At 61.9% G+C, this 12,443-nt stretch carries 13 protein-coding genes and 1 pseudogene; 6 read left to right on the top strand and 8 right to left on the bottom strand.

The features are described from left to right. Window positions 1-213: 213 nt before the first annotated feature. Window positions 214-633, bottom strand: coding sequence for a DUF6415 family natural product biosynthesis protein (locus tag Sfulv_RS15150; RefSeq protein ID WP_256668929.1), 420 nt, complete (start codon window positions 631-633; stop codon window positions 214-216). Next, a complete protein-coding gene (locus Sfulv_RS15155; protein ID WP_173314264.1) occupies window positions 630-1,055 on the bottom strand; it encodes an ATP-binding protein in 426 nt (141 codons plus the stop codon). Before Sfulv_RS15155 ends, Sfulv_RS15150 begins: the two co-directional genes overlap by 4 nt. Window positions 1,056-1,293: 238 nt before the next feature. On the opposite strand from Sfulv_RS15155, the gene Sfulv_RS15160 reads away from it, so the two are divergent. From Sfulv_RS15160 to Sfulv_RS15170, 3 genes are all read left to right on the top strand, one after another. Then, window positions 1,294-2,547, top strand: coding sequence for an NsdA family TPR-like regulatory protein (locus tag Sfulv_RS15160; RefSeq protein ID WP_173314266.1), 1,254 nt, complete (start codon window positions 1,294-1,296; stop codon window positions 2,545-2,547). Further along, complete coding sequence (locus tag Sfulv_RS15165) at window positions 2,544-3,071, top strand: GNAT family N-acetyltransferase (RefSeq protein ID WP_256668930.1); 528 nt, start codon at window positions 2,544-2,546, stop codon at window positions 3,069-3,071. Before Sfulv_RS15160 ends, Sfulv_RS15165 begins: the two co-directional genes overlap by 4 nt. Before the next feature lie 1,136 nt (window positions 3,072-4,207). Continuing rightward, window positions 4,208-4,855, top strand: a complete 648-nt coding sequence (locus tag Sfulv_RS15170; RefSeq protein ID WP_173310087.1) for a hypothetical protein — start codon at window positions 4,208-4,210, stop codon at window positions 4,853-4,855. Window positions 4,856-4,962: 107 nt separating this feature from the next. On the opposite strand, the pseudogene Sfulv_RS15175 reads toward Sfulv_RS15170, so the two are convergent. After that, a pseudogene (locus tag Sfulv_RS15175) lies at window positions 4,963-5,346 on the bottom strand (DUF3987 domain-containing protein); the annotation flags it as partial. A 16-nt stretch (window positions 5,347-5,362) separates the two neighbouring features. On the opposite strand from Sfulv_RS15175, the gene Sfulv_RS15180 reads away from it, so the two are divergent. After that, window positions 5,363-5,782 (top strand): hypothetical protein, encoded by a 420-nt coding sequence (locus tag Sfulv_RS15180; protein ID WP_173310089.1) that lies wholly within the window; start codon window positions 5,363-5,365, stop codon window positions 5,780-5,782. A 1,133-nt stretch (window positions 5,783-6,915) separates the two neighbouring features. On the opposite strand, the gene Sfulv_RS15185 is transcribed toward Sfulv_RS15180, so the two are convergent. From Sfulv_RS15185 to Sfulv_RS31480, 3 genes are all read right to left on the bottom strand, one after another. After that, window positions 6,916-8,064, bottom strand: coding sequence for a hypothetical protein (locus Sfulv_RS15185; protein WP_173314270.1), 1,149 nt, complete (start codon window positions 8,062-8,064; stop codon window positions 6,916-6,918). 68 nt (window positions 8,065-8,132) lie between these two features. Next, window positions 8,133-8,336, bottom strand: coding sequence for a hypothetical protein (locus tag Sfulv_RS15190; protein WP_173314272.1), 204 nt, complete (start codon window positions 8,334-8,336; stop codon window positions 8,133-8,135). A gap of 13 nt (window positions 8,337-8,349) precedes the next feature. After that, on the bottom strand, window positions 8,350-9,105 hold the full coding sequence (locus Sfulv_RS31480; RefSeq protein WP_371874721.1) for a serine/threonine-protein kinase: 756 nt from the start codon (window positions 9,103-9,105) through the stop codon (window positions 8,350-8,352). 344 nt (window positions 9,106-9,449) lie between these two features. Between Sfulv_RS31480 and Sfulv_RS15200 the strand changes: the two genes are divergently transcribed. Both Sfulv_RS15200 and Sfulv_RS15205 read left to right on the top strand, forming a co-directional pair. Beyond that, window positions 9,450-9,977 (top strand): GntR family transcriptional regulator, encoded by a 528-nt coding sequence (locus Sfulv_RS15200; RefSeq protein ID WP_218900382.1) that lies wholly within the window; start codon window positions 9,450-9,452, stop codon window positions 9,975-9,977. Next, the gene (locus tag Sfulv_RS15205) at window positions 9,974-10,546 is read left to right on the top strand and encodes an HD domain-containing protein (RefSeq protein ID WP_173314274.1); all 573 of its coding nucleotides are present in this window, start codon (window positions 9,974-9,976) and stop codon (window positions 10,544-10,546) included. Before Sfulv_RS15200 ends, Sfulv_RS15205 begins: the two co-directional genes overlap by 4 nt. Here Sfulv_RS15205 and Sfulv_RS15210 read toward each other — a convergent pair. Next, entirely contained in the window at window positions 10,534-11,007 is a 474-nt protein-coding gene (locus Sfulv_RS15210) for an NUDIX domain-containing protein (protein ID WP_173314276.1), read from the bottom strand. The genes Sfulv_RS15205 and Sfulv_RS15210 overlap by 13 nt on opposite strands. 3 nt (window positions 11,008-11,010) lie before the next feature. Beyond that, a complete protein-coding gene (locus tag Sfulv_RS15215; RefSeq protein WP_173314278.1) occupies window positions 11,011-11,769 on the bottom strand; it encodes a helix-turn-helix domain-containing protein in 759 nt (252 codons plus the stop codon). Window positions 11,770-12,443 lie beyond the last annotated feature (674 nt).

Raw genomic sequence — 12,443 nt, forward strand, 5'->3', positions numbered from 1 at the left:
CCTTCAGTCGTGCGTATTTGGGGATGCAGGCCGGCGGTCGCGTGCCGGATGGGTCGGGTAATCCAGGGGAGAGCGCGCTCGGTTCTCGTCGGCTGACCGACAGGGCCGCGCTGGACGGCGAGCTGGGAGGTCCACACCCGCGGAGGGCTGCCCGGCGGGCCGGTTCGTGTCGACCAGCCCGCTGGGTGGCTCGCGGGTGGCAAGGGGCGTGCGTCACTCGATCTCCTTGATGTAGCGAGCCTCGATCAACACTTCGATCAGGTCAGCGGTCACGAAGGCGAGACGGCGGGCGAGTCCGACGGCCTGCCGATAGCCAGCCGGAGTGGGCTCCTCCAACAGAGGAACTCCTCGCTCGACAAGGCGGGTCATCTCGGCACTGGGCGGGAAGCTGTCGTCAGCCACCGTGATGTCGGTGAGCTGCTTCAGGTGTCTGCGGAGGCGGCCGAGCAGGGCGACAGCCGTTGCAACAGGTGGCGGCTGACTGCCGATCGCCGCGTCGAGGTCGTCGAAGCCCTCCTCGATGTCGAGGGGTTCCCACGCCCGGAACCGCTCCAGCACGAGCCGTAAACCGTCCGCGTCGAGCGGTGGCGTCCACTCCTGGGCTGAAGGTTTCGGAGCCACTGCGGTGCTCACCGCTCTCTCCCCACCGGAGTCTCGACCACAGCCCAGGTGTCCTTGCCCCACGAGTGCATGTCGTAGCCCCACTGCGAACTCATCGCCGCGACCAGACTCAGACCCCGGCCGCTCTCAGCGTTCAGGTCGGCCGTTTTCAGATGGGGAGCGTCGTGCGAGCGGTCGGAGACTCCGATACGGACGGCACCGTTGCTCGGTCGCTCGATGTGGATTCGCGACACCGGGGTCTCGGTGTGCTCGACGGCGTTGGCCAGCAGTTCAGTGACGATGATCTTTCCCCAGCCGGTCACGTCGTCGTCCATGCCCCAGACCGCCAGCACCTGGGAGATGAAGGCGCGGGCGAGGCTCACGGACTCACGTACGCAGGGCACCTCTGCGGCGTAACCCGGGGAGTCGATCGCATTCGGTTGAGCGACGGTCATGGTCACGAGGTCTTTCCCTCCGGCTGGGGTTCCCTGTCCGGACAAGCAAGGCAGGACCGGGCTTTCCTCCGTGCCGCCGCACCGAACCCGGCTTGGCGACCGATGACCAGTCAACGAGCGACGAGCCCAGCGCAACAGGAAGAGTCCCGGATCCGTACACGTCCACCAACCGGAAGACTTTGCGTTTCCATTACCCGAGCTCTAGGTGCCAGCGTGACGGTGGTACTACGTTCGGTGCATGGGAGGAAATCTCGTTCTTCAGGACCGACTTGATCAACTCGGTCTGACCCAGGAGGAGTTGGCGGCACGCCTGAACGCCGCGCTACAGGAGATCACCGGTCGGCCTGGCGACATCTCCTCCCGGACGGTCCGCAACCTGCTCAACGGATCAAGCCGACGCCCAATCGGACGCACTTGCGCCGCACTTGAGCGTGTGTTCGGCTGCCCGGTGGCGGACTTAGGGTTCAGCGCACCCAGCTCCATGCACCACCCCTCGGAGGGCCCCGTGCGGCGTCGCGACTTCATCGCTTCCACCACTGGAACGGCAGCCGCAGCCGTTCCGATGGTCAAGCAACGTCGGTCAGTAGGTATGACGGACGTGGCCCGCGCATCGGCTGGCATGAACCAGCTTGTGGAGGCCGATGACCGCCAAGGTGGGCACACCTCCCTGGCGACCGCGGCCCTCGAAGCTCGCGCCAAGGTGCTGGAACTTCAGCAGCGCAACGCCGGCGAGCGTGTACGTCGTGCCCTGTACGCGCTCGCAGCCGAGTTCACCACTGTCGCCGCCTGGTCGTGTATCGACCTACGGGAACTGGACAAGGCCCGTACGTACCTGCACGAGTCGTCCACGTTCGCCGGCCTGTCCCAGGACCCCTCCACGAGCATGCGCGTGTGGGTCAACATGGCCATGCTCGCCTACCAGCGGAAGAACTACCCGGAACAACTCGCGGCAGCGCAGGCGGCCAACGCCTCCCCTGCCGCCCGCAAGGATCCGTTCTTCGGCTCCATGGGCCGCGTCCGTCTGGCGCTCGCCCACTCGTCGCTGGGGGACATCCGGGCAGCTCGGCGGGCCCTGGGCGTAGCGCAGGAGAACTACCGGAAGGCGGCCGAAGAGGAGCGCCCTCGATGGACCGCGTTCTACGGGCCGGCCGAACTCAACCACCTCGCGGCGATCATCCTCAACCACAACGGGGAGCCCGCCGAAGCCGAGGCAATGGCGCACAGAGCTCTGGCCAAGATGCCGGCGGAATTTCAGCGCAACCGTGCGCTGGCCACCTGCCAACTCGGCCTGGCGCAACTCCGCCAGGGCGAGCCCCAGCAGGCCACGGCGACCGCGGCCACCGTCTTCACGATCATGGAGGGCGCTCCACTGCCGGGGCGCATGCGCACCCTGATCGGAGACTTCCACCGAGACCTGTTCCGGCTGGCGCCGTCGACGACGTACGCCCGCGACTGGGCAGACCGAATGCGAGATGAATGGAGTCGAACGTGACCAGGGTGATCGACCTGCGGCACTACGGACAGGGGAGTCTCCCCGAGGGCTTCAAACAGATGCTGATCGATGTGCATGCCGACGCCTACGCCGACGCGATGGACGACGACTTCAACCAGCGGTTCCCGTGGTTCGTCGATCACTGGTCAGGGATGGACGGCTTCACCTGCGTCGTCGCCTTCGACGGCGACGAGCCGACCGGCTTCGCGTACGGCGCCCCGCTCCAGCCGGGTCGTGAGTGGTGGCGCTCCACGACGTTCGCGCCGAACAACGGCTACACCGCGACCTACGCCGTCTCCGAGGTCATGGTGCGCCCGCAGTGGCGGAAGCAAGGGATCTCGGAGCGGCTCCACGAAGCCCTGCTGAAGGAACGCGGCGAGGATCTCGCGGTGCTTCTGGTCGACGTGACCCACCCGAAGGTTCAGGGCCTGTACGAGACGTGGGGCTACGAGAAGGCGGGCGAGCAGCAGCCCTTCGCCGACTCCCCGGTGTATGCGGTCATGGTGAAGAGGTTGCATCCCTGAGCAGCCCGGCCTTCAAGTCACCCTCGTGCGACTCAACCGAGCACCGACCATCACAAGTGGAAGCACCTCCTCAGGGCGGCGGGACTGCGCGCAGGCCCGTCATATCGGTCGAATGATGCTACTCGGCGCCGCCACCGTCTCGCGGGGTGACTGAGCGCCTCGCATCCGTGGAGCGGTCGAACAGATGGCGCCAGAGTCCACGGGCGGTGCCTCTCGGCGCGACATGGGGCGGTAGCAGGTGATGGCAGCCGCCGGTGGCTAGCGCGGGGACCATCTCCGCGGTGCGTGCGGCAGGGGTCGGATCGGGGGTGACTGCGGCAACTGCAACACAAACTGCGAGGCTCAACGCAGAAGGCCCCCGCAGCAAGCTGCGGGGCCTTCGACGTATTGCCCGGTGAGAGCAATGGCGGAGGATACGAGATTCGAACTCGTGAGGGGTTGCCCCCAACACGCTTTCCAACTCTGCATGGTCCAGTACAGAGTCGTTCAACCTCGTACACACCCGCTGCATTACTACCGATCAGCACCCCACTGTACGGTCCCGAACGGGCACGGATGAGACTGCCGTTGAGACTGTCGGCGGTACCCTTCGGCGCCTGCCTGCGTGTCGAGGGCGCACTCGATGGTCCAATCGCGGCATGACCCAAGCGCTGCGGCGTCTCGATTCCCTTCCAGCGATGCTCATTACCCAGGCTGTTCTCGTCGACCACCCGATCACCTCACGCCAACAGGCGCTTCAGACCACCTCCACATATGGTCCGAGTTGACACCCCTGCTAGGAGGAGGACTCGAATGGCCGTCGTACCGTGCAGACACAACGACGGGGGATTGTGTACCGAACCTGATTCCGTTGTGTCGGCAGGCGCCACCGTGCTGGTGAAGCAGGGGAATCTTTCGCTGCTCTCGCAGCCTTTGGCCGCTCTGCTCTTCCCGGAGGGAATCCAACTAAAAACAGATCGATTCGCAACTGAAATCAAAATGCCTCGGGAGGTTTTCATGGCGGAAGTGTTTGAATCAATCTTCTCCCCGAGGAGTCGAGCCTGCAGAGAGAATTGGTGAGGGCAATTGGAACGGGTGACGGAGTCATTGTGCACTGTGACTGCGACCACATCTATCTGTACGGAATCTGAGACGCCATGAACCAACCCGAACGGATCCCGCCGGATTTCGGTCAAAGAATTGCGATTGACAGCTATACGGAAGGGATTAAAGCCTCTCTATCGTCCAGCGACTCGGCCTGCGAAAAGATCCTTACGGCGGCAATTTCGTTGACCACCGTCTATGGTGCGGTGATTGCTCTGGTTGCACCGAAGGACGAGTCCGCCGATTTCTCTACTGCTCTCCCGTTCTGCGGTTTCGCCCTCGCCGCATTGGCTTGCATGTGGGGCCAGTCCTGCGGCATCAAGTTCGCGAACGATAACTTGATGAGCAGCGTCAAAGTCAATCTTGAGACGGTAATCAGAAAGAAGAGATGGGCTGCAAGGGTTGCGGTAATGGTGCTCACGCTCTCGCTAGCCTTCGCCGGTTTCGTTCTCAGTGACCAGTACGGCAAGCAACCGCAGGAGCCTAAGTCGAAATCGGCGGATATTACAATTTCTGCGGAAACGTACCGAGCCCTGTCGCAAAAGTGTGACGGAATTCAGAATCCGGTACGCGGGGAGATTGCGGAAGTAGATGCCAAATCGACGACGATGACGATCGCGATCAGCAGCTGTCCTAAAGGACCCCTAAAATTCACCGTGCCTGTCACTTCTGTAACGCTAGTGCAGCTCACAACTCCCTGACGCCGCTGAAGGTTCGACCGGCCTGTGGGCGGCCCACAGTCCGTCAACGCCTGGGTTCCGCAGGGGCCTGCGCAACAATGCTCATGTCGAGGACAATCGCGCCCGCACCGGCCTCCCTGTTCCGCCATGAGCGAGGTGACCGTCTCGGGGGTGGAGTCGTCTGCGAGAAGCACCGGTTCGGCCGGGACGGTCAGCGTGTCGGCAGTCTGCGCGAGACCAACCGCGGTGGCCACCGCCTGCTCCCTCTTGTCGTTGTCGGCGGACGCGGCCTTGGCGGCGGCCTTCTCAGCGGCTTCCTTGGCCAGACGCGCCGTCACCTACGCTTCGACGATGACCGGTTTCATCGCGGCCTTGAGTTGCTTCTCCGCCTCATACAGCGGGTTGGTGAGCAGCGCGAAGACGGCGGACTTGCGGTTGCCGGGCGGGAGGGCCACCACGGTGTAGAGGTTGGTGGGCTCGCGCCAGTTGCCGCGTACGTGGACCACGGCCCGGCAGGCCGAGCAGCAGATGATCTCGGACGCAAAACTCCAGCTTCGAGAGCCCCGGAAGCGCACGTACAGCGAGTTCCTGTTGGCCTGTCGGGAAGCCCATATTGCCCTCGTAGACCTATGGGAAGAAGAGACGCAGGAAGCCGAATCGGGGCGAATCGAGTACACGATTGATCAACACCGGCCGATGCTACAACGCACCCTCGCGGGCGTGAGTTTGGAAGGACCCGAGGCGGTCAGCGAGGCTGCGAACAAGGTGGTGAAAGCCTTCAACGACCTGCATCACACTGCTCTCGTGTGGAACATGAGCGGCGGAGACACCCACGACGACGGACGCCCAATTGGCATCAGCGGTGACTACACAGGCGAGATCAGAGCGGCGCTGGATCATTACTTGAAGGCAGCGCGCAAGGCATTGACCACGTTCGCAGACAGGTAAGGGGTAAAGGTCGATTCGGTAGCTGTTTAAATGCTCAAGTCGGAATGGTCAACGACGGTCATGCCGGCTGCTACAGGGCTCATGAGACGCACTGGCGCATGGCGGCAGCTGCTGGAATGAAGATGTCTGCGCTATTACATCAATCCCCTCGTGTAGACCGCTATATTTCAGCAGCGCTGCGATCAGTCGCACGCCCCTTTATTGAGGCGAGTGATTGATGCTCGGGGCGAAAGAAAGTCAACTAAGTCACCAAACGGCACCCCGCTAAAGTAGGCTTCGAACGAAAAGCCTATCGAGCGACCTTAGAATAAAGGCACTCCTGAGGAGGCTCTTTCTGTAGCTATTCCGGCTTCCTGAGCCTATACTGACAATGTATCGCTTAGAAGCTAGGAGCCTGCTTATGCCGACCGCGCAGTTCAAGCGAGAAGCCGACATGCTTGCCCCGATCGCCAAGCAGGCAGCTCAATTAATGCCTGGGTCGAGTAACACATTTTTCGAGGTGCAAACCACTTCAGGAGTTCCTGATATCGTATTTTGCGACTTCAATAAGAGTGCCGTGAAACGTAGGAAGGCAAGTGGTAAATCCTTCATCACTGACCTGTCCGATATGTGTGTCACTCTCGCTCTTAAAAATGTCGATACCGAAACGGTCACTGCCCCGGCATTGGCAGAACGTCTCCCTTGGAGCGCGAAGTACATTTCGTCGACCGTACTACCTCGCCTGGCGGAGCACGGCCATGTGGAAAGAGAACGTCGCGGGCACTGGCGCCTCGTTTCCAAATTCGAAAGTCTAGCCAGACGCACTTGTACCATCGAGGTAAAGATTCGTGACTGGCGTAGTGGGTACGGCCAGGCGTTGCGCCACGGGACCTCGGCTGACGAGGCATGGCTCGTGCTCGACTGCGCGTTCGGTGGACCAGCTTCAGCCCACGAGGAATGGTTTCAGCGGGCTGGAGTCGGATTGGCTACGCTGCACGCCACTGAAGGAATCAATCGAGTGGTAGCTCCAAAAGCCAGGAAGCGCGCTCAAAGCGTTTATCGCGAGTTGCTAGCCGAAAGAGCCGCTAACCTTTACGTCGAAGGAAAGGTTAGCGACTCAATCGGCCTTGTATTCGGCGCAGACCTAACGACTTCTACAGGCCCTGATCCCAGGCGGCCAAGTGGCGGGGTACTTCACTCGGGCCGAGGGGCAGCCCGCTAGTCCACCTTCTTGCGGAAGTAACGATGCGACGCACCGCACCGTGTCGCCCGCCCCGGGCTGAATCCTCGTGGACCTTTGCCGTCAGCGCACCCATCATGAACAGGTGATGCAAGGCTGCGAAAGGGTGCGACCAAGGCTCGCTGCCGAAAAGGCGGGGGCAGTACGGGCAGGAGCATTCGATATACCCTGGAACGGACTGCACAACAGTATGGGCAGCTCGGTCCACGGTGTGGAGCATTTGGCTCTCGAAATACCGCTGAGCCCTTTGCTGCCCCTTCCGTCCTCGCCGAGGAACGAACTCAGCGAAATTCTGGTCCGCGCCGCTCAGTCCAATCCCATACCCGGAAGCGCCATGGGCGAGCGATAGCCATCCGGTTATGCCGGTTTGTGGCATCAGTAGACACTTGCCTTCATCTTGGCAGAGATTAGCAAGCTTTTTGATGCCTCCTAGGAGCGCCGCGTCTTCAGTAGGGGAGAATGCCTTATCTTGCGCCCACTGAGTCCGAACATATAGCACGTCGAACTGATCTTGATCAAGAATCTCATCAAGCAACCGATTCCGAAGCGCCTCACCTGACAGCCAACGCGATGGGATCGTGAGATTCAGCGCAAGACGCTCGCCGCGCTCCATCACCGCCAAGATGTCGTCTGCCTCGCGGATTAGAGAATCCAGCGAGCCTTGCGGGTCGTCGGGGTCGAGCGCCCGCCCAGGGGTCAGGAGCAGGTTTGCTCCAACGTCGCGCTGTGCCGCAACTACTTGCCGGCCCCAATCACTGTCCTCAGTGGTTGCGAGGTAGGGGGCATAGTCCCAAGCCCTGACACCTATGGGATCTTTCGGCAGGCGCAGCAGTTTGTCATCGAGCCGAAAACACTGCGGATCCGCGATACGCAGGGCCGCCACAGATGCTTGAGCAAAAAAGGAAGCCAGCTTCGCATCCTTAGCCGACGGCAATCCAACTACTGTGCCGATGGAAAGCGAACGTCCATGCTGACGATGCACTTCCCCCATGAGGCCGGGCAGAACTTCCGCCTGCTGCCCTCCTCTGTGTATCAGATAGATCGGCCGGGTTCCAGACAGCACCTCATCCCGAGTACCCACTATTGGCGCCGCAGAAGCTGCGATAATGGAAGACCCTGATGGGACTGCATTTACGATGCTACCTCCCCCGCTCCTCCAACGGCTAGATAGCCGGTGCCATCATCGAGCGGAATATATTCTTCATCAGCGGATAAGTAGGCGTCCGTGGCGGCGTCGGCGAGGCCGTCTTCGTCAACTTGATCTGCCATACTGCTCTCATTCCCCAGCCACTCCAAGTAGTCGTCCGGCATGGGATCGGGCTCTTCGTGCGGCACTCTTTCCTCCTCGTTAGACTTTCAGCCTCAGAAGATTGCTACCGCTACTTCCTCGTTCATGCTCAACAACCGACGTAAGTCTTTCCAGAACTTCACCCACGACTATGGAGCATTCTGTTGACAGGGGTTCCGGGCCACGCATCAAGCGTGCGTAAGCCTCATCCACGCTGTACTTTCCGTCTGACGAATAAAAGGGGTGTCGCCCAGTGAGCAACTGCCGAACCGATACTCCGACGCCCCACAGATCGGCAGCCTTCCGCGCCCGCCGACCCTCCAGTTGTTCAGGTGCCATATATGGTGGGGTGCCAATATGGCCTGGGTAAACAGTGATGGTATTTGCGTCCATGTGCTTGGAAAGCCCGAGATCCAGGAGGACGGGTCGCTCCCAATCTCCGTCCCGTAGAGAAATATTCGCTGGTTTAATATCTCGATGGACCGTGCCGACCTTATGTAGAGCCTGAACGCCCATCAGTAGACCCCGCAGAAAGCCAAGCGCGGAATGTCTGGGTAGCAACTGACCATGCTTGAGGCGGCCTTCCGTATCACTTCCAGCGATATACTCAAATCGCAGAGCCGGGCGAATGTGCCCGCCTAGATTCAGCTCAGATAGGCCCCGGAAGCTCACCACGTAGGGAGACTGAACGCGAGTGAGTCCTTCGACTTCTCGTTCAAGTCGCGCCCTCGGGTAGTCGTCCACGCAAATGATTTTCAGCGCTTCGTCATCGACTCTCCAAGTATCCCCAAATGCTCCGGACCCCAGAAACGTCACAGGCGAACCGAGGCAGCCAGCTACCTCGGCTGCACTGAAACGCGGTTCGATATCGGGCTGGTTCAAGAACGTCTCACTTCACATCTTGCGCGGAAAGGCAGCTTCGAGTGTGGGGGCTGTAGACGTGGGGGGTGTCCCATCATCCAGCTTTCACCGTGCGTGGCAAGCAGATTGCCTTAATGCGTCAGCCGGTGCCCCAAAATAGTTTCGCCAAACGTTCACTTGTTGGCTATTTGTGACTTTCTTTACTAAGCTTACATAAGCCGTAGTAAGTTATTTATCGTCTTGATCGTATACTCAATGGGTATATCCCCTTAATGAGGATGCATGGGTCACCTGGGCCCATGCCCGACCAGCGCGTGGCAGGCTTAGAGGACAACTACGACGTTGAGAGGTACAAACGCGTGTCGCCACAGGCCAGCCCGCGGGGGACCTTCTTGAAGATCGCTGATGCTGTCAGGGGGCAGATTGACGCGGACATGAGCATGTCCGAGCTGCCGTCCGCTGCAGATCTGATGCGTGACCACGGTGTCTCTCGCGGTGTTGCGCTGCGAGTCTTTGGAGTTCTGCAGAGGGCAGGGGTTGCGGAACCTGTGCCTGGCGGACGCTGGAGAGTTGTCCGTTCCGGAGAGGCCGTTGACCGTAGGCCGTTGGCCGATCGGGTTGCGGCAATCATCACGGATGACGATCTCCCACTTGGGGCACCCTTCCCAAGTGCGACGGAGCTCAGCAAGCGGTTCGGCGTCTCGCGGCCCACCGTGAGTAAGGCTCTCGACAAGCTCGAAGCTGCTGGCCTTCTGTCTGAAGCCCGACAGGGCAAGCAGCGCACCGTGCGGGCGCTGCCGAAGCGAACGGAGTCTCCGGAATCTTGACGACTACGGGACTGACCGAGTGGGCCTACCCCCTCGCAGAGAAGCTGCTGGCCGAGCCGTTGCCGCGTCGCTGGGCGCATTGCCAGGGTGTGGCCGAGAGGGCCCGGACTCTTGCCCCGATCCTCGGTGACGATACCGAGCTGCTGGAGGCCGCGGCTGTTCTGCACGACATCGGGTACGCGCCGGACCTGGCCAAGACTGGCTTTCACCCGCTCGACGGGGCTCGGTACCTCCGGGATGTCGCGCACGCGGACGAGCGCATCGTGCGCCTGGTTGCTCACCACTCCTGCGCGTGGATGGAAGCCGAGGCGCGAGGGATGCGCGACGAGCTGGAAGCCGAGTTCCCGCGCGAGCAGCCTGACCTTGCAGATGCGCTGTGCTACTGCGACATGAACACGACGCCAGACGGCACGTCGACGAACCCCGTGGACCGGGTGAACGAGATCACTGGCCGGTACGGGCCTGACAGCCTGATCGGTACGTTTATCCGTCGCGCGGAACCGGAGATCCTCGCGTGCACGGCGCGGGTCGTGCTGCGGCTCGCAGAGGTCAAACGTCAGCCGATGTAGGGCGTCGGCCGCGCCTCGTCCATGGCGTGCTCAATTCGGAGCCGCATGGTCGAGTGGATGTCGTACGTGGACAGGTCCGCTGGGGGAACCCAGCGGACCTGAGTTGTTTCGTCGCTCGTTCGGACCTCCCCACCAATGGGGCGGGCGCGGAAGCAGATGCTGAACTGCTGCCGTGCCTCTCCGTCGTCGTAGAGCATCACGTGCCCGGGGTCGGTGTAGATCCCTGAGATGCCAATGACTTCGGCCTTGATGCCAGTCTCTTCCCAGACCTCGCGCACCACGGTGTCACTGATGGACTCGCCGACGTCATGGCCGCCACCGGGGAGTGCCCAACGGCCGTTATCCGAACGCTGGATGAGCAGGACGGCATCTTCGTCGTTCTGCACGAACGCCACGACGGAGGGCACCACCGAGTTGGCCGGCGGGGCGTCCGGGTCGTGAAGGTAGTCAATGCGTCCCATGTTTCAGACTCCCACCATGTCGTCGTCGGTGACCGGGCGTGCGCTGCCCCAGGTCTGTTCGATGCTACGGGCGTAAGTGTCGAAGAGGCCGCCGCCGGGCAGTCGGCGCAGGTGCAGGACCGGGGCCATGTAGGCGCCGATTCCGTAGACGTGCGTGTTCACGAGCATCTCGTCGTCGGACCGGAAGAGTGAGTTGTAGAGCGTGGCGTCGTGGAGCCGGAAGCCGACGTCTGGGTGGCTCGTCAAGAGCGGTTGGTAGTTCACCAGGGCATTTCGGATTTTGCCGTCCATGATGCGGTGCCCCTCGTCTATGCCGCGCTGCCGCACCGCGTCGCAACCGGGGTCCCCAAGCATGATCCGCACCTGCGCGTTGCCCTCAACCTTGGCTTTCAGAAGGTCGTGGAAGAGAGGGTCCTCCGAGAGCCAGAGTCCGCTGTAGACCAGCACATCGAGGTGGGTGCGGGCCCGTGCGTACAGCTCCCGCCATAGTCCGTTCGGGACCATGTGGCGGTGCGGGTAGACCGTGACGATCTCCGCCTTGCTGAGGTCGGTAGCGCTGTCGACAGCCCTGCCGTCGTCCCACAACGTCGTGACGTCCACGGCGAGCACAGAGGCCGTCGCGTACTGATGCCGTCGGTACGGCACCTTCCCCTGTGTGATCCAGCGCTCCACCGTCTTGACGTTCACGTCGATGGCTTCGGCCAGGTCGCGGACGGTCATGCCCTGAGCGAGCAGGGCCGAACGTAAGCGTTCGTTGGTCATCTCTACCCCCGGTGGGACGTCTTGGGACTTCTCGACGGTAGCCAGATAGACCCAAGGTGTCCACGGAAGGGGTAACCAACGCCCCTGACCTGCATCGATGCTGATGGTGCGCCAAGAAGCTCCGGCGCAAAGCCCAGAGGTTCCGCCGATGAGCTTGACGGCAGTCGATGCAGTACCTGTAATAGAGGTACTGCATCACCTCGGGGTGATTGCAGTGAACGGCTCTACCTGCGCCCGGAGAGCCCCGTGGAACGGGTTCGAAGGAAGCGCTCGTAGCTTGAGAACTGAACAGCGTGCCAAGAACGAATGACGGGGTGGAAATCCTCGTCCCCGCGGTGACCGGGTGATGTCGCCCGGCGGCACCAACCTTCTGTGCAACGGCTCTGGAGAACACCCGAGAGCACCTGGGTGCCACCCGTATGCACGCCGCCCTGCTGGCGTCAGAGCAGCAACGATGACGCACCCGATTCCCCAGGCTCGGGACCGGCTGGCTGTGGCATCGGCCGACAGGTGAAGCCCTGTGTCTCTTCGCTCGGAGGTTGTTGTGTTCCGTCGAAGACTGCGGGCGCCGTACGTGCTTGACCGGCACGGCGGCCAAGCCCAACGAGTCACAGCACGACCCGCCGAGTGCGTCACCACGGACCCCGGTCCGCCGTGACGCGCACGGCCAACCT

It is taken from the genome of Streptomyces fulvorobeus, from assembly GCF_013167895.1.
GTDB classification, from domain to species: Bacteria; Actinomycetota; Actinomycetes; order Streptomycetales; family Streptomycetaceae; genus Streptomyces; species Streptomyces fulvorobeus.

Bases quoted from the DNA above. Each gene is read 5' to 3' on its own strand.
- Sfulv_RS15155 (WP_173314264.1), bottom strand. From the start codon at position 1,055: ATGACCGTCGCTCAACCGAATGCGATCGACTCCCCGGGTTACGCCGCA.
- Sfulv_RS15170 (WP_173310087.1), top strand. From the start codon at position 4,208: ATGAACCAACCCGAACGGATCCCGCCGGATTTCGGTCAAAGAATTGCG.
- Sfulv_RS15210 (WP_173314276.1), bottom strand. From the start codon at position 11,007: ATGGGACGCATTGACTACCTTCACGACCCGGACGCCCCGCCGGCCAAC.
- Sfulv_RS15160 (WP_173314266.1), top strand. From the start codon at position 1,294: ATGGGAGGAAATCTCGTTCTTCAGGACCGACTTGATCAACTCGGTCTG.
- Sfulv_RS15200 (WP_218900382.1), top strand. From the start codon at position 9,450: ATGCCCGACCAGCGCGTGGCAGGCTTAGAGGACAACTACGACGTTGAG.
- Sfulv_RS15180 (WP_173310089.1), top strand. From the start codon at position 5,363: ATGATCTCGGACGCAAAACTCCAGCTTCGAGAGCCCCGGAAGCGCACG.
- Sfulv_RS15215 (WP_173314278.1), bottom strand. From the start codon at position 11,769: ATGACCAACGAACGCTTACGTTCGGCCCTGCTCGCTCAGGGCATGACC.